16 protein-coding genes are annotated in these 15,949 nt (G+C 68.9%); 9 read left to right on the top strand and 7 right to left on the bottom strand.

What is annotated here, in order from left to right; genetic code table 11:
* Positions 1 to 9 precede the first annotated feature (9 nt).
* Positions 10 to 2,775: an FAD-binding and (Fe-S)-binding domain-containing protein gene (locus ACSMFO_RS28765; protein ID WP_436461194.1), complete on the top strand. Its 2,766-nt coding sequence runs from the start codon at positions 10 to 12 to the stop codon at positions 2,773 to 2,775.
* Positions 2,776 to 2,970: 195 nt separating this feature from the next.
* Here ACSMFO_RS28765 and ACSMFO_RS28760 read toward each other — a convergent pair whose 3' ends face one another.
* Complete coding sequence (locus ACSMFO_RS28760; RefSeq protein ID WP_436461193.1) at positions 2,971 to 3,516, bottom strand: hypothetical protein; 546 nt, start codon at positions 3,514 to 3,516, stop codon at positions 2,971 to 2,973.
* A gap of 52 nt (positions 3,517 to 3,568) precedes the next feature.
* On the opposite strand from ACSMFO_RS28760, the gene ACSMFO_RS28755 reads away from it, so the two are divergent.
* Entirely contained in the window at positions 3,569 to 4,120 is a 552-nt protein-coding gene (locus tag ACSMFO_RS28755) for a TetR/AcrR family transcriptional regulator (RefSeq protein WP_436461192.1), read from the top strand.
* A gap of 45 nt (positions 4,121 to 4,165) precedes the next feature.
* Entirely contained in the window at positions 4,166 to 5,359 is a 1,194-nt protein-coding gene (locus ACSMFO_RS28750; protein ID WP_436461191.1) for a cytochrome P450, read from the top strand.
* Here the strand turns inward: ACSMFO_RS28750 and ACSMFO_RS28745 are convergent.
* Together ACSMFO_RS28745 and ACSMFO_RS28740 are read right to left on the bottom strand one after the other, a co-directional pair.
* Positions 5,340 to 6,242, bottom strand: coding sequence for a phosphotransferase (locus ACSMFO_RS28745; protein ID WP_436461190.1), 903 nt, complete (start codon positions 6,240 to 6,242; stop codon positions 5,340 to 5,342). The two genes, ACSMFO_RS28750 and ACSMFO_RS28745, sit on opposite strands and share 20 nt — an antisense overlap.
* A 40-nt stretch (positions 6,243 to 6,282) precedes the next feature.
* Complete coding sequence (locus tag ACSMFO_RS28740; RefSeq protein WP_038517748.1) at positions 6,283 to 6,849, bottom strand: TetR/AcrR family transcriptional regulator; 567 nt, start codon at positions 6,847 to 6,849, stop codon at positions 6,283 to 6,285.
* 112 nt (positions 6,850 to 6,961) lie between these two features.
* On the opposite strand from ACSMFO_RS28740, the gene ACSMFO_RS28735 reads away from it, so the two are divergent.
* From ACSMFO_RS28735 to ACSMFO_RS28725, 3 genes are all read left to right on the top strand, one after another.
* Positions 6,962 to 8,152, top strand: coding sequence for a cytochrome P450 (locus ACSMFO_RS28735; protein WP_436461189.1), 1,191 nt, complete (start codon positions 6,962 to 6,964; stop codon positions 8,150 to 8,152).
* Between the two features lie 2 nt (positions 8,153 to 8,154).
* Positions 8,155 to 8,370 carry a ferredoxin gene (locus ACSMFO_RS28730; RefSeq protein ID WP_436461188.1) on the top strand — a complete coding sequence of 72 codons (216 nt, stop codon included), beginning with the start codon at positions 8,155 to 8,157 and terminating at the stop codon, positions 8,368 to 8,370.
* A gap of 85 nt (positions 8,371 to 8,455) precedes the next feature.
* On the top strand, positions 8,456 to 9,661 hold the full coding sequence (locus tag ACSMFO_RS28725) for a GNAT family N-acetyltransferase (protein WP_436461187.1): 1,206 nt from the start codon (positions 8,456 to 8,458) through the stop codon (positions 9,659 to 9,661).
* Here the strand turns inward: ACSMFO_RS28725 and mtnA are convergent.
* On the bottom strand, positions 9,658 to 10,623 hold the full coding sequence (gene mtnA / locus ACSMFO_RS28720) for an S-methyl-5-thioribose-1-phosphate isomerase (protein WP_436461186.1): 966 nt from the start codon (positions 10,621 to 10,623) through the stop codon (positions 9,658 to 9,660). The two genes, ACSMFO_RS28725 and mtnA, sit on opposite strands and share 4 nt — an antisense overlap.
* A gap of 57 nt (positions 10,624 to 10,680) precedes the next feature.
* Here mtnA and ACSMFO_RS28715 point away from each other — a divergent pair, with 57 nt between their 5' ends.
* Positions 10,681 to 11,079 (top strand): RidA family protein, encoded by a 399-nt coding sequence (locus tag ACSMFO_RS28715; RefSeq protein ID WP_038524161.1) that lies wholly within the window; start codon positions 10,681 to 10,683, stop codon positions 11,077 to 11,079.
* Positions 11,080 to 11,180: 101 nt separating this feature from the next.
* On the opposite strand, the gene ACSMFO_RS28710 is transcribed toward ACSMFO_RS28715, so the two are convergent.
* Positions 11,181 to 11,975 (bottom strand): PIG-L family deacetylase, encoded by a 795-nt coding sequence (locus ACSMFO_RS28710; RefSeq protein ID WP_436461185.1) that lies wholly within the window; start codon positions 11,973 to 11,975, stop codon positions 11,181 to 11,183.
* A 202-nt stretch (positions 11,976 to 12,177) separates the two neighbouring features.
* On the opposite strand from ACSMFO_RS28710, the gene ACSMFO_RS28705 reads away from it, so the two are divergent.
* Both ACSMFO_RS28705 and ACSMFO_RS28700 read left to right on the top strand, forming a co-directional pair.
* Complete coding sequence (locus ACSMFO_RS28705) at positions 12,178 to 13,113, top strand: alpha/beta fold hydrolase (protein ID WP_436461184.1); 936 nt, start codon at positions 12,178 to 12,180, stop codon at positions 13,111 to 13,113.
* A gap of 53 nt (positions 13,114 to 13,166) precedes the next feature.
* On the top strand, positions 13,167 to 14,294 hold the full coding sequence (locus tag ACSMFO_RS28700) for a hypothetical protein (protein ID WP_436461183.1): 1,128 nt from the start codon (positions 13,167 to 13,169) through the stop codon (positions 14,292 to 14,294).
* A gap of 12 nt (positions 14,295 to 14,306) precedes the next feature.
* Here ACSMFO_RS28700 and ACSMFO_RS28695 read toward each other — a convergent pair whose 3' ends face one another.
* Positions 14,307 to 14,996: a dienelactone hydrolase family protein gene (locus ACSMFO_RS28695; protein WP_436461182.1), complete on the bottom strand. Its 690-nt coding sequence runs from the start codon at positions 14,994 to 14,996 to the stop codon at positions 14,307 to 14,309.
* Positions 14,993 to 15,877: an arginase family protein gene (locus ACSMFO_RS28690; protein ID WP_436461181.1), complete on the bottom strand. Its 885-nt coding sequence runs from the start codon at positions 15,875 to 15,877 to the stop codon at positions 14,993 to 14,995. Before ACSMFO_RS28690 ends, ACSMFO_RS28695 begins: the two co-directional genes overlap by 4 nt.
* Positions 15,878 to 15,949: the final 72 nt, after the last annotated feature.

Genomic DNA, 15,949 nt, shown 5'->3' with positions numbered 1-15,949 from the left:
AATGGACCCGTGGAGATCCTGGCCGACGCCGCGACACTGGCGCTGTACACGACCGATGCCTCCAACTACCGGCACGTGCCGAAGGGTGTGGTGCTGCCGCGGAGCGTCGACGAGGTGATCGAGGCCGTCGCCGCGTGCCGCCGGGCCGGGCTGCCGGTGATCGCCCGCGGCGGCGGCACCAGCGTCGCGGGCAACTCGTGCGGGCCGGGCGTCGTGATCGACACTTCGCGTCATCTCGGCGGGGTGCTCGACCTCGACCCGGCGGCGCGCACGGCGAGGGTCGCCCCGGGCACCGTCCTCGACGACCTCCAGCGGCTCGCCGCGCCGCACGGGCTCCGGTTCGGCCCCGACCCGTCGACGCATTCTCGCTGCACGATCGGCGGGATGATCGGCAACAACGCCTGCGGTTCGCATTCGGTGGCCTGGGGCCGCACGGTCGACGTCGTCCGCGAACTGGACGTGCTGCTCTACGACGGCACGCGGCTTACCGTCGGGCCGACCTCACCGTCCGAAGTGGACGCCCGAGCGGCCGAGCCCGGCACCGAAGGGCGGGTCTTCTCCGAGTTGCGCGCGCTGGTCCGGGACAACCTGGCTTTGCTGCGCACCGAACTGTCCTCCTTCAGCAGGCGGGTCTCCGGGTACGGTCTGGAACACCTGTTGCCGGAGAACGGTTTCGACGTCGCCAAGGCACTGGTCGGCAGCGAGGGCACCTGTGTCACCGTGCTGGAGGCGACGGTCTCGCTCGCCCAGCTGCCGGAACGCAAGGTGCTCGCGGTGCTCGGCTTCGAATCCGACATCGCCGCGGCCGACGCCGTCCCGGCGATCCTGCCGTGGTCGCCGCTGACCGTCGAAGGCGTCGACGCGGACCTGGTCGCCCTGCTGGAGCCCGGTCGTGCCGACGGCCTGCCGCCCGGTGGCGCCTGGCTGTTCGTCGAAATGGCCGACCCGGACCAGGCCCGCGGGCTGATCGACGGGCTCCGCGGCGCGCTGACCGGATCCGCGCTGCTGGACGACGCGGCCGCGCAGAAGCGGCTGTGGCGGATCCGGGAGGAGGGCGCCGGTCTCGCGACCCGGTTGGCCAGGGGAGAGGAGGCCTGGCCCGGCTGGGAGGACGCGGCCGTTCCGCCCGAGCGGTTGGGCGCCTACTTGCGGGAGTTCAAGCAGCTCATGCGCGAGCACGGGCGCAAGAGCGTCGTCTACGGCCACTATGGCGAGGGCTGCCTGCATCTGCGGCTGGACTTCGATCTTCTTTCGCCGCGAGGGATCGCGGGATTCCGGTCGTTCCTGGAAGAGGCGGCGGACCTGGTCGCCGCGCACGGCGGCTCGCTGTCGGGGGAGCACGGCGACGGCCAGGCGCGTTCGGAGCTGCTGTCCCGGATGTACAGTCCCGAGATCCTCGCGCTTTTCGCGCGGTTCAAGGGGATCTTCGATCCGGCGGGCATGATGAACCCCGGCATCCTGGTGAACCCCAGGCCGGTCGACGCCGATCTCCGCGTGCGGCGCGCGCCGCTGGAGCTCGAAGACGTCACCGCGCTCGCGTACCCGGAGGACCGCGGGAGTTTCGGGCAGGCGATGCGGCGCTGCGTCGGCGTCGGGAAATGCCGCAACACCACCGGGGCGGGCGTGATGTGCCCGAGTTACCGCGCCACGCGCGAGGAGAAACATTCGACGCGGGGCCGCGCGCATCTGCTCGCCGAGATGGTGAACGGTGAACTGATCACCGACGGCTGGCGCTCCGAGGAAGTCGCCGAGGCGCTGGATCTCTGCCTGTCGTGCAAAGGCTGCCTGTCCGATTGCCCGGTCGACGTCGACATGGCGACCTACAAGGCGGAATTCCTGCACCAGCACCACAAAGGACGGATCCGCCCGGCGTCGCACTACTCGATGGGCTGGCTGCCGTTATGGCTGCGCGCGGCGTCGCTCGCGCCCCGGCTGGCGAACACGATGTCGCGCCGGTTCTCCGGGCTGCTGAAGAAGTTCGGCGGGATCGCGCCGGAACGGGATCTGCCGACGTTCGCGACGGCGCCGTTCACCCGGCGCCGTGCGGATCTCAAACGCTGGGCGACCGGTGTCCGGCCCGTGGTGCTGTGGCCCGACTCCTTCAACAACTACCTCACGCCGGACGTCCTCGACGCCGCGGCGGAGGTGCTCACCGCCGCGGGCTACGACGTCGTCCTGCCCGATCGCGGTGTCTGCTGCGGCCTCACCTGGGTGTCGACCGGGCAGCTCGACGTGGCGAAGAAGGTGTTGCGCCACACGCTTTCCGTGCTCGAACCGTATCTGCGGTCGGGGTATCTGGTGGCCGGGCTGGAGCCGAGCTGCACGGCCCTCTTCCGTGGTGACCTCCCGGCGTTGCTCCCCGGCGACCCGGTGGCGGAACTGCTCGCCGAACGGACCAGGACCTTCGCCGAACTCGTCGAGGATTCGCCGCTCGAATTCCGCGCGCTGGACGTCGAGGCGCTCAGCCAGGTGCACTGTCACCAGCACGCCGTGCTCGGCTTCGACGCCGACGAGGCCGCCATGCGCGCCGCAGGTGTCCACAATTCCACAATGGACTCCGGTTGCTGCGGACTGGCGGGCAACTTCGGCTTCGAACGCGGGCACTACGACGTTTCCGTCGCCTGCGCCGAAGACCGCATGCTGCCCGCGATCCGTGCCGCGGCCGAGGGCACCGAGGTGGTCGCGGACGGCTTCAGCTGCCGGACGCAGATCGAGCAGCTCGACGGACGGCGGGCTTTGCACCTGGCCGAGCTGTTAAGGCGCGCGCTGCCCTAGCCGGGCGTCGCGTTCGGCGTGTTGCGAAAGCCACTTTCGCAACCTTCAACGTTGCGAAAGTGGCTTTCGCAACGTCGGCGAGCCGGAAGCGGCGGCCGGCCCAGGGACCCAAGGGAGCATGTCGCGAAAGCCACTTTCGCGACGTCTGATGTCCCGAAAGTGGCTTTCGCGACGTCCTTCGGCAGCCGGCCGAACTTACGAGACGTGACCGAGCCGCGCGTCCCGTTCGGCGTATTTCTTCAACGTCAGCAGCTGTTTCCGCATCATGACGAGGTCGCCCCAGCCGAGCAGGAACTCCTTGAGGCGTCCGCCGAACCCCGCGGAGGTCACGACGATGCGGCACAGCATGCGGCAGGACCGCTCGTCGATCGGCTCGACCGAATACGTGGCGGCCACCGGGCCGAACAGCTTCTCGGACTGGGCGAAGGTCCGCCCGGTAAGGCTGTGCCCGCGGTCGACCTCGGTCAGTTCGAACACGATCAGCGTGTCGCCGGGAGCGAGTTCGTCGGCGCCGGGGGTGAGGGTGCCGGGGCTGCGGCGTCCCCGGTTGTCGAGCAGGTCGTAGCTGTAGGGCGCGACCGAGATCTGACAGAGCCAGCGGTAGGCGAGCGCGGCGGGCGCCCGCACGGTGACCGCGCGGTCGAACCGCGCGACCGGGCCGTCGAGCAGGGTGTCCGCCGGCTGCGCGCGACGGCGTTCTTCCGTGGTCGCGCCCCAGTTCGCGGGTGATCCGAAGGGCATGTCCGCCTCCCGTACGGTGCCGCATGGTTTTCCATACGGTAGCGTATGCCGCGTGAAACGGAAGCTCGCGCGGGAAGATTGGGCGGACGCGGCGCTCGAAGCGCTGTGCGAAGGCGGCGTCGCCGCGATCGCCGTCGAGCCCATCGCGGCGAAACTCGGGACGACGAAAGGCAGTTTCTACTGGCATTTCGCGAATCGGGACGCGCTGGTCGAGGCCGCCGTGCGCCGGTGGGCCGAACAGCACACCGAGGCGCTCATCACGTTGCTGGACGGGATTTCGGATCCGGTCCGAAGGCTGCGTGAACTCTTCGAACTCGTCTTCGGCGCGAAGGACGAACGGGCCGAGCTGGCCCTGCTCGCCCACGCGGGCGACCCCGTGATCGGCCCGCTGCTCGCCGGCGTCACCGCGCGGCGCGTCGAGTTCATCGTCCGCTGTTTCCGTGAGATGGACTGCCCGGAAACCGAAGCCCGCCATCGCGCTTTGCTGGCGTACACGGCGTTCGTCGGGTTGATCCAGGCGCAGCGGGCGAGTGGCGGCACCCTGCTGCCCGGTACGGAACGCCCGGCCTATCTGGAGTTCCTGCGCGGGATTATCACCCGGTGAGAAGGGCCTTCCGGCCGCGCGCCGCGCCGCTCATCATCATGCTCCATGACAGCCACCTATCCCGCGGAGAAGGACGACCCCGCGACCCCGATCTACGCCGAATATCCGCCGATGTCCCGGGTCGTCTTCCCCAGCGGCTGCGAAGGCTGGCTGGTGACCCGGTACGAAGACGTCCGCCTGATCTTCTCGGACACGCGGTTCTCCCGGAACCTGCTCGCCCCGGGCGCGCCGTGTCTCATCGAACCGGGTGACTTCTCCACCGGCGAGCACAGCATCCTCAACATGGATCCGCCGGATCACACGCGCCTGCGGAAGCTGACGGCGCAGGCCTTCACCGTCCGCCGGATCGCCGGGCTCCGGCCGCGGATCCAGCAGATCGCCGACACGCTCCTGCGGGCGATGGCCGAGCACGGTCCGCCGGCGGATCTCGTGGAGATGTTCGCCTTCCCACTGCCCACCGCGGTCATGTGCGAGATCCTCGGCGTCCCTTACGAAGGCAGGGAACGGTTCCGCCAATGGTCGCGCGTGATCGTCACGCCGATGGCGTACAGCCCGGAGGAAGTGGCGCAGGCCCGGCGTGACGGGGCGGACGACATGGCGGCGCTCGTCGCCGTCAAACGGGAGACGCCGGGGGAGGACCTGCTGAGCGTCCTCGTGCACGCTCGCGACGAGGACGGCGACCGGCTCACCGAGGCCGAGCTGATCGATCTCGCCACCCAGCTCCTGCTCGCCGGGCACGAGACCACGGTCAGCCTGATCGCGACCGGGATCGTGCTGCTGACGGGACATCCGGATCAGCTCGCCGCGCTGCGTTCCGATCCGAGCCTGACGGAGGGGGCCGTCGAGGAGATCATGCGGTTCGACGGACCGGCCGACGCGTCGCTGCTCCGGGTCGCGCTGGAAGACGTCGAACTGAGCGCCGGCCCGGTCCGGCGCGGTGAGGCGGTGCTGGCGCACACCGGCGCGGCGAACCGTGACGAAGCCGCCTTTCCCGGTGCGTCCCGGTTCGACATCCGGCGGCGGAACGCGCCGCAACTCGGCTTCGGGCACGGCCTCCACTTCTGCCTCGGCGCTGCCCTGGCCCGCCTCGAAGGGGAGATCGCGTTCCGGACCCTGCTCGACGGGCTCCCGGGACTGGATCTCGCGGTTCCCGCCTCGGCCATCACCTGGCGTCCGCCGCTTTCGATCCGCGGCCCCGAGGAGGTACCGGTGACCTGGGCTACCACCAAGCGCGGCTGAGGCTTTCCAGAGTCGGTTCCTCCGGCGCTGGGAGAACCCCGAGGTACCAGGTGAAGTTGCTGTATACGTGCAAAAGCGCGTATGCCAGGCAGCGCCGGGAGAAGTCTTCGTCCGGCTCGACGCCGTATCCGGTGAGCAGCCGCCGCAGGAAATCCTTGTCCCCGCCGGAAACGAACAGGCCCACGGCGACGAAGTCGTACTCGGCCGCGCCCCGCATGGCCGGTTCGAAGTCGAAGAGCCCGGTCAGCCGCGGACGGCCGCCGTCGTGGGTGACCATGAGATGGTCGCGCATGAATTCGGTGTGCAGCGGGACGACCGGCGGGCTGCCCAGCTCGACGGAATCGAGGAACGCCGGGATCTGCATGATCCAGCTTTCGTCGAGCCCGGTCCGCCGGTGATGCTCGACGACCTTCGCGCGTTGTCCGGCGACGAACGCGGCCCAGTCCGGCGGGCCGAGGACGTCGAGGCGCGGGTCGCGCAGCGAATGCAGGGCGGCCAGCGCCTCGCCGAGTTCGGGCGCGAGCCGGTGTTTGTCCTCTGTGGACAGTTTCGGCCAGGCGTCCTTCAATGTTTCGCCGCGCAGGCGTTCCATGAGCACGTAGCCCCAGCCGTCCCGCTCTCCGGCCTCGTGCACGGCGGGGGTCGGGATCGGCAACTTCCCGTGCAGGACTTCGAGCATCGTCCGCTCGGTGGGGAGTTCGCCCAGATGCACCGGCGGGAACAGCTTGAGAACCAGATCGTCGCCGACCGCGTAGACCGGCAGCGAGCCCTCGGTGAACGGGACGGCTTCGCCGAAGCCGAGCGACCTCACGGCGGGGAGCAGGTCTTGCCTGGTCAGCGCGTCGAACTCGGCTTCGGTACCGGCGGGCGGGAACGTGATCACGGCCCGACCGTAGAACAGTGCGTCGTGGACGGCGACGCAATTACCCGCTGCGCTCCAGCAGAGTCCGCGCCGCGCCGAGCACCAGACGGCAGACGTCGTCGGGATCCGCGCTGGCCAGCGGTTCCTTGCCGGTGATGTCGCGGACCAGGCCGATCCCGAGCAACCAGGCGAGGACGAGGTCGGCCCGCAGTTCCGCGTCGTCGGCGTCGCTCAACGTGGCGAGCACCTTCGCGTACTCCTCGCCGAGCTGCCGCCGGACCGCGGCCGCGGCGCTGTCGTGCCCGGTCGAGCGCAGGTACGCGTCGAGGGTGCGGTCGCGGCCGGTGTCGGATTCCAGCATGCTGCGCAACGCCGTCCCGAGCAGTTCGTCCGGTGGGGTGGTGGCGATCTGCTCGCGTCCGCCGCGCGCCAGGACCTCCTCGAACAGCGCGTCCTTCGACCCGAAGTAGCGGAACAGCAGGGCCTGGTTGGCACCGGCGAGTTTCGCGATGTCGCGCACGGTCGTCCGGTCGAAGCCGCGTTCGGCGAAGAGAGCCGCCGCCGCGTCGAGCAGGGCCGCCCTGGTCGCGGCCGCGTCGCGCTTGCGGACCTGCGGTTCTTCCGTCATCGGCAAAGGCTAGCCGGGCGTCGCACGGTAGGCGCATTGACGCTCAGCGTGATCATGGTTAGCGTTGTAAGCAGTTGCTTACAAACCGCCGAGCCGGGGGGTTTCCGGACAAATGACCACCACAGACACCGAATTCGTCGCCTATCCCTTCAACGAGGACGCCGGCCTCGAACTCAACGAGGCGTACGCGGCGGCACGCGCCACCAAGGGCATGCTCCGCGTCCGGCTCCCGCACGGTGAGCCGGCGTGGCTCGCCACCCGGTACGCCGACGCCCGTTTCGTGCTGGGCGACCGGCGGTTCTCCCGGGCGATGGCGGCGGAGAAGGACGAGCCGCGGATGGCGCCCGGCAGGCGCCCCGGCGGGATCCTGAGCATGGACCCGCCGGATCACACCCGGTTGCGCACGCTGGTCGCGAAGGCGTTCACCATGCGCCGCGTCGAACTGCTGCGCCCGCGCGTCGCCGAACTGGCGGCCGGTCTGATCGAGGACATGAAGGCCAAGGGACAGCCCGCGGACCTGGTCGAGGACTACGCGCTGCCGATCCCGGTCGCGGTGATCTGCGAACTGCTCGGCGTCCCGGTCGAGGACCGGCCGAAGTTCCGCGTGTGGAGCGACGCCGCGTTGTCCACCAGCCCGCTGACCACCGAAGAGATGATGGCCAACCAGGACGAGCTGCGGGCGTACATGCACGTGCTCGTCGAGCAGCACCGCGCCGAGCCGCAGGACGATCTGATGACCGCGCTGATCGAGGCGCGCGACGTCCGCGACCGGCTGAGCGAGCTGGAACTGGTCGACATGTGCATCGGCATCCTGATCGCCGGGCACGAGACCACCGCCAGCCAGATCCCCAACTTCGTCTACGCCCTGCTCGAACAGCCGGAGCAGCTCGCCCGTCTGCGTGCGGACCTGGACCTGATCCCGGCCGCGGTGGAGGAACTGCTGCGGTTCGTCCCGCTGGGGGCCGGAGCCGGCTTCGCTCGCTACGCCACCGAAGACATCCAAGTGGGTGACGTGCTGGTGAAGGAGGGTGAGCCGGTGATGGTCGCGATCGGCGCCGCCAACCGGGACGGGCTCCAGTTCAGGTCGGCGGAAACCCTCGAATTCGGCAGGGAAGCCAATCCCCACCTCGGTTTCGGGCACGGCGTGCACCACTGCCTCGGCGCTCCGCTGGCCAGGCTCGAACTGCAGGAGGCACTGAAGGCGCTGCTGCGAGACCTCCCCGGGCTGCACCTCGACGGCGATATCGTGTGGAAGACCCAGATGCTGGTGCGGGGCCCCCGCTCCATGCCGATCGGATGGTGAGCATGAGCTGGAAAGTCGAGGTCGATGGCAACACGTGCATCGGCTCGGGGATGTGCGCGGCGCTGATGCCGGAGGTCTTCGAACTCGAAGGCGCCGTGGCGACAGCGGTCAAGGGGGAGGTGGATCCGGACGAGACGGTGCTCGACGCGGCGGATTCCTGCCCCGCGATGGCCATCGAGGTGATGGAAAAGGGTGAGGTGATCGGGCCGAGGCCCTGAACGCCGCCCTTCCGTGCTTGCTTCGAAAAAGGCGTGGCGGTCGTCGGTGAAGGGGCGTAGTACGAACAGGGTGAGCGATGACGGCTTGACCCTCCGCACCCTGACCACCGACGACCTGCCCGCACTCTCGGACATGCTGGCGCGTGCTTTCCTCGCCGATCCTTCGGAAGGGTTCCAATACCGCGAAGGGCTGGTGTTCGAACCCGAGCGTTCACACGGCGTCTTCGAAGGCGACGAACTGATCGGGATGGGGGAGATCCTCACCCGGAAGATCACCGTTCCCGGTGCGGGGCCGACGCCGTTCGCGGGGATCACATCGGTCGGTGTCGCGCCGGGGCATCGGCGGCGGGGCGCGCTCACCCGGGTCATGCGGGCGCAGCTGCACGGCCTGCACGACGAGGGCCGCGAACCGATCGCCGCGTTGTGGGCGTCCGAGGCCGTCATCTACCCCCGCTTCGGATACGGGCTCGCGGCGCAGTTCTACCGCGCGAAGATCCGCGCGAAATCCGCGTTCCGGCCCGGTGTCGAACTCGAAACCGAGCGGGTGCGCGAAATCGGCCGCGAGCAGGCGATCCCGCTGATCAAGGCGATCTACGAAAAGGAAGCGCCCCAACGGGTCGGCGCGCTGGACCGGCCAGGGGCGACGTGGGAGTTCAACCTCGACGACCCGGAACGGCGGAGGAACGGCGCGACCGCGCTGAGGTTCGCCGTCCTGCCCGACGGCTACGTGATCTACCGGGTGAAGAACGACTGGAACGAAGAGGGCCCGCGCGGGATCCTGAGCGTGCAGGAACTGGTCGCGACCACGCCGGAGGCGTACGCGACGCTGTACCGCTTCCTGCTGGACTACGACCTCGTCGTCACGGTGGAGGTGTTGGCCGCTCTCGACGAACCGCTCGTTCATCTGCTCGCCAACCCGCGTGCCATGACCCGGTCCGGCGGCGATTCCCTGTGGCTCCGGCTCGTCGACGTCGATCGAGCCCTCGTCACCCGGCGCTACAACGGACCGGTGGACCTGGTGTTCGGCGTACGCGACGCCTTCTGCCCGTGGAACGCCGGGACCTGGCGGCTCGTCACCGACGCCGACGGCCACGCGGAAGTGACGCGCGTGGAGGGCGCGCCGGATCTCGAACTGGACGTCACCGACCTCGGCGCCATCTTCCTCGGCGGGACCAGGCCGAGCACCCTGGCCGCGGCGGGCCGGATCAAGGAGCGGACCGCCGGCGCGGTTTCGCGGACGACGGCCGCGTTCGCCGCCGACCGCGAGCCGTCCTGCCTGGAATCCTTCTAGGGTTTCAGGATTCCGTGCTCGGTCACCACCGCGGTGATCAGCCCGTGCGGCGTCACGTCGAAGGCGGGGTTGAACACTTCCGCGCCTTCGGGCGCGACCTTCGTGCCGCCGAAGGCCAGGATCTCGCCGGGATCGCGTTCCTCGATCACGATCCCGGCGCCGTCCGGCATCGCGGTGTCCACAGTGGACGACGGGGCGACGACCACGAACGGGATGCCGTGGTGCTTCGCCGCGATCGCCAGGCCGTAGGTGCCGATCTTGTTGGCGACGTCGCCGTTGGCGGCGATCCGGTCGGCGCCGACGAGGACGCAGTCGACCAGGCCCCGGCTCATCGCCGCGGCGGCCGCGCCGTCGGGCTGAATCCGGTACGGGACACCGGCTTCGGCCAGTTCCCAAGCGGTCAGGCGGGCACCCTGCAACAGCGGCCTGGTCTCGTCGACGAGCACGGACTCGACCAGGCCGCGAGCCTGCAGATGCCAGACGACGCCGAGCGCGCTGCCCCAGGCGACCGTCGCGAGGTGGCCGGCGTTGCAGTGGCTCAGCAGCCGCAACGGCCGCCGCCCGCAGTGCTCGATCACCACGTCGGCCGCCAGCCGGGAGGCCTCGTGGTTGATCCGCTCGTCCTCGTCGAGGACCGCCAGGGCTTCGGCGAGAACGGCTTCCGGCCCCTCCGGGAGCTTCGCGAGGGCGCGGGAAACGCCCCAGCTCAGGTTGACCGCCGTAGGCCGCGCCTGGGCGACACGGCGCGCCTCGGCCTCGACGTCGCCCTGCGCGCGGGTGGCGAGCACGACGCCGAGCGCCCCCGCCGCGCCGAGCGCCGGCGCCCCGCGTACCGCGAGCCGCTGGATGGCGGTGACGAGTTCGCCGACCGTGCGCAATTCGAGCACGCGATACTCGGCGGGTAGAACGGTCTGGTCGATGATCGTGACCGCGTCACCGGTCCAGTCGATCGTCCTGCGCATGGCTCCCCCGTGAAATCCGGTTGTCCCGTCGCGACCGCCTCGGTGAGGATGCGGCTCGTGACCATTGAACGCCACCATCCGCCCGGTCTGCACCCCACTCCCACCTACCACCACGTGACCATCGTCGAAGGCCGGAGGGACGTCCACCTCGCCGGCCAATGCCCGCTCGCCGAAGACGGCAAGGTCGTCGAAGGAGACGTGCTCGCGCAGGTCGACCAGGTCGTCGCGAACACCGCCGCCGCGCTCGCCTTCGCCAAGGCGACCCCGGCGGACGTCGTGCGCACGGTGATCTACGTGGTGACGCCGGACGCGGACGTCCTCTCGGCGGTGTGGGACCGGTTCGTCGAGTCGGCGATCGGGGAGGCCTTCACCACCGCGAGCACCCTGCTCGGCGTCGCGCAGCTCGGCTACCCCGGGCAGCTCGTCGAACTCGACGTCACCGCCGCCACCGCCTGAAGCTGAGGTACATGAAGGCCCCCTTCCTGTACTTAGGCGCAAGGATGGGGGCCTTCATGTACTGGGGAAGGTGTGAAGGTCCAGTACCGCATGCCTGTCGGTCAGAGACCCGCCATGAGGTCGGTCTCCGTGATGCCCGGACCCTGCCCGGCACGGATGAACCACTCGACGCCGAACGCCTGCGCGAAAGCCTCGTCGGGCATCGCCAGGAAGAACGAGTCCTCGCTGATCTGACTGGCGTGCGCGCGCATCGCGGCCCGCTTGGCAGGCAGGTACGCGGTGACGTCGACCCTCGCCGTCAGGATCGCCTCCGGCTTGCCGAATTCGGAACCGTCCTCGAACTCGGGAAGGTCCTCGGCCTTCACCTGCCCGGTCCGCACCGCCTCCTCCATGCCGCGGCGCATCTCGTCACTGTTGCTCGTCGCCTCGTAGACCCGCGGCGTGCCGGCCAGCTCGGCCGCGCGCATCCCGACGCGGTGCACCTGGATGTGGTCCGGATGCCCGTAGCCGCCGTTGTCGTCGTAGACGGTCAGGACGTCGGCCTGCTCCTCGCGCAGGATCGCGGCCAGCCGCTGCGCGGCCTCCTCGACGTCGGCCTGCCAGAACGTGCCGGGCACGTCGTTGCGCGGCTCGCCCATCATGCCGGAATCGGTGTACCCCAGGAACTCCACCCGCTTGGCCCCCAGGACCTCGGCGGATGCGTGCGTCTCCTGCACGCGGCGCTGCCACAACTCCTCTCCGTCGTCGAGGAAACCGTCCGGCACCTCGCCGACCTCCCCCCTGGTCGCGACGACGAGCACGACACGGTGACCTTCCTCGAAGGCCTTGCGCATGACGCCTCCCGCGACGATGCACTCGTCGTCGGGGTGGGCGTGAAAACTCACCAATGTGGCCATGGTGGGGAAACTACCGGGAGGCACCGACATATTCCGGTGGACGCCGACGCCGCCCGGCGTCCATCAGCGCCCGGGAACGCCGCCGTCACCGACGGTGAGGGTCACAAGTCGGTAACCGTGGAAGCCTCGATCTTCTTCGCGGGTTGCGGAACGCACCTTCGAGGCGACTCCTCCGGCAGGCGCCGTCGAGCATGGAGGTCGGATGAAGAACCGGGACGGCTATTTCCCGTTCGAACTGGAACTGGAGCCGGAATGCCTCGGTTTGGTTCGCGGGGCCGCCTCCACCGCGTTCGGGGAATTGCACTATGTGCGAACCGCCGAGGAAGCGAGATCCGGTACTCAGGTGACACTGTTCGTGCACGGGGTGGCCAACGATTGGTCGACCTGGACGCCGCTTTTGCGGCAAGCCGAGAAGGACGGTGTCGACCTTGGCGACGTCATCCTCGTCGACCTTCCGGGATTCGGGGAATCCCAGAACCGCAAGTCCGATCTGGAAAGCGGTGAGGTGGGCCGGGTACTGATGGAGCTGGTCGCCGATTGCGGCTATCACTCGTGCCGTCTGGTCGGGCACTCGATGGGCGGGTTCCTGGTGCTGGACATGGCAGGCCGGGGTGACGACCGGATCAGGTCCGTCCATCTGGTGGCGGGAGCGTACTTCTCCGTGATCGAAACGGTGCAGAATCCGTTGCGAAGCCTCGTTCTCCTGAAAAAGGTCGCCATCGCGTACTGGATGCAAAGCGTGCTGGCCGCGCTGGGAAGGCCGGGGCTGCGCATGGTCAAGGTCGGCAGCGCGATCGGTCTGCTCCCGCTGGCGCTCAACGGTTTCCTCGCTCATCCTTGGGGGATCGGCAAGAGCTTTCGCAAGTCGCTGGTCAAGGGGATGCGGCCGGATCAGTTCGTCCTCGCCGCGCAGAACGGCCTCGACTACGACCCCGATCAGCACTGGTCGGAGATCAGCTGTCCCATCCACGCGGCCTTCGGTGTCGAGGACAAATTGGTTCCGCCCCGTGACATGGTGCGCTTGGCCGCGATCTGCGAAAGCGCGAAAACGGTCCTTGTCGGTGACTCCGCTCATTTCCCGCATGTGGAGCGTCCTCGCGAGACCTTGGCCGTCCTGTTCGGGACGGCGCTGTCGTGAACGGGAAAAGACCCTCGCGGCCGTCGCGCCTGGCGTGGGAAGTCGGAATCGTCATGGTCCTCCCCGCCATCATGCTCTACATGACGGCGTCGACGATCCTGTCCGGAGACTTCGCCGCGGCGGGCTGCGGGTTCGGCCGGATCGTCCGGCTGACCCTTTTCGGCCCTGACGCGAGCGGAGTCGCCTGCGTCAGACTGCCTTTCAGCGCCGATATCCCCAGCATCGCACTCGGGATCACTTCGGAAGTGGCCGTGATCAACTACGTGCTGCTCGTACGCAGGCTGAGGTCTCTCGATATCCAGCTCTCACACGGAGAACGCAGCCTGTTCGCGGCCGATCAGCTCGAGCGTGAGCCGATGAAGGTCCACTACGAGCGCATCGGGCGCTGGCTCAGGGTCCGGCTTCGCTGGCAACTTCTGCTGCTGGCGTTGGTCTTCACCGTGGGAACTTGTTTCTATCTCTGGGTCGTCGAAAACAACCACCTGTTCAAGGCCATGGCCTCGATACAGGGCGATGCGCGGCCGAGCGGCGCCGTTCGCGACGGATTCCGTGACAGCTGGTGGGCTTCTTGGGAAAGAAACCCCGGTATGGCGATCTCATGGACCGTGGTCGGATCCCTCGGAACGTACTTCGCCTGCTGTCAGGCCTACCTTTACTACCACCTGTCCAAGATCTTCCGCACGGCTCCGGGCTTGATGGTCTTCCGGCACGTCCCCGCCCGCGTGGACCGGGACCACGGCTGGCGCCCGATCGGCCGCATCATCGCCATCGCCTACGTCTCCTCGATCTCCTTCATCTGTTCGGTCATCGCGCTCATCTACATCCTGCGTGATCCGGAGGCGATCCCGTTGGTCCGGAACACCATCACCGGGATCCTGGTTTTCGTCGCACTCGGCGGTACCGTGCTGAACATGCTGCTGGTGTCCACGCTCCGGCTCGGCGTGGCGAGGACGTTCGCCAATACCGTGAGACTCAAGTTGATCAGATTGAATCAGGAGATCCGGGAGCTGCTGGAACGGGGGAACAACGTCGAAGCGCGTCTGGTCCTGCTCGAAGCCGAGCAGCTCGCTCGCGAAAAGCCGTATCCCATCCAGGGGACCGCGATCCGGGTGTTGTCGCTCGCTTCCGGGGTGATCCCGGTTTCGAAACTGCTCAACGACATATTCCATCTCGTTTTCTGAGTTCGGGCCAGGTCACACCGGGTAGGTCCGCCCCAAGAACTCCAACGTCAGCGCCCAGGCCGCCGCGGCGGGCTCCGGTTGATGGAACATCGGCGCCACGTGGTTGTGGAACGCGTGGCCCGCGCCCTCGTGGATGTGGATCTCCGCGCCGTCGTGGGAGGCGACGGCGTCGGCGAGGCGACTCACGCCCTCGGCGGGAATGTAGGGATCCGCGCCGCCGAACTGGAACTGGATCGGGCAAGTGATCTTGTCCAGCAAAGGAAGTTGCTCGGGAACGCGGGAGCCGTAGTACGAGACCGCGACGTCCGGGTCGCCTTCGGCGGCGGCCGCGTAGGCCATCGAGCCGCCGAGGCAGAAGCCGAAGACGCCCGCGCGGCCGCCGGTTTCGGGCAGCGCTCGCAGTGTCGCGAGGGTCGCGAGCACGTCGGTGACGGCGCTCGCCGGGTCCAGCCGGCCGGCGACGGCCATCGACGCCGAGACACCGGCTTCGTCGTGCGTGGCCGACCAGCCGGGGGAGATCCGCCAGAACAGTTCGGGCACCGCGACGACGTAGCCGAGGGCGGCCAGGTCGGCGGCGACCGACTTGAGGTAGTCGTCGAGACCGAAGATCTCCTGGATCAGCACCAGCCCCGGGCCGGAGCCGGATTCGGGCAGCCAGAGCGGGGCGTCGAACGAGCCGTCGGCGACGGTCACCTTGGTCATCGGGGTCCTTCCAGTGCGCGCACGAGGCAGTCCGTCACGAGGGCGGCCTGCGTGCCGTCGGGGTCGAGGTCGGGATCGAAGATGGTCAGCTCCAGCCCGGCGGCGCCGGGGATCGCGAGCAGGCCCCGGAGCAGCTCGACGAGCTTGTCCGGGCTGAGCCCGCCGGGATCGGGACTGTCCACGGCGGACACGAATTCCGGGTCGAGGGTGTCGATGTCGATGTGGATCCAGAAACCGTCCAGCGGCGCGAAGATCTCCCGGGCGGCGGCGAGCGCGCCGTCGGTGCCGGACGCCATGGTCTCCTGGCTGGTCACGATCCGGAGCCCGGCGTCCCGTGCCTCGGCGGACTCCTCCGCGCGCACGCCGAGGACGAGGACGTCTTCGTCGCGGACGTAGGGCTTCAGACCGTCCACATCGGCCAGTTCGGGTTGGCCACGGCCGGTGACGACGGCGAGGGCCTCGCCGCCCACGTTGGCGACGTACTCGGAATTGCCGAGATGCCGGAAGTCGTCGTGTCCGTCGAAGTAGACGATGCCGTAGCGGCCTTCGCGACGCAGCGTCAGCATCGCGGCGAGCGCGATCGAGCAGTCGCCGCCGAGCACCACCGGGAAGCCGCCGTCCGCGCGGATCTTCGCGAGACGTGCGGCGAGGGACTCGGTGTAGGCCGCGATCCCGGCCGCGTTCCGCACTCCGCCATCGGCTGACCATGCGGGCAGATAGCGCGGCGGGGTGACGACGCCGCCGTCGGTCGCCCCCAACCGGGTGAGCAGGCCGTGGTCACGCAGCGCGCCCGGTGCCTTGTAACAGCCGGGGACCACGCCTTCGGCGGGCGGGCGCAGCCCGAGATTGGACGGTGCGTCGAGCAGTACGAGATTCCCCATGGTCACACCGTAGTAGCGATGTCTGGTGCCGCGCCGTCCGTCCCTTTAGGTTGAAGGGACGGACGGAGGAGG

The sequence above is a fragment of the Amycolatopsis sp. w19 genome, from assembly GCF_051373225.1.
Lineage (GTDB): Bacteria > Actinomycetota > Actinomycetes > Mycobacteriales > Pseudonocardiaceae > Amycolatopsis > Amycolatopsis japonica.
The sequence above is the reverse complement of the archived record's forward strand: the minus strand, read 5'-3'. Positions and strand labels throughout refer to the sequence as shown.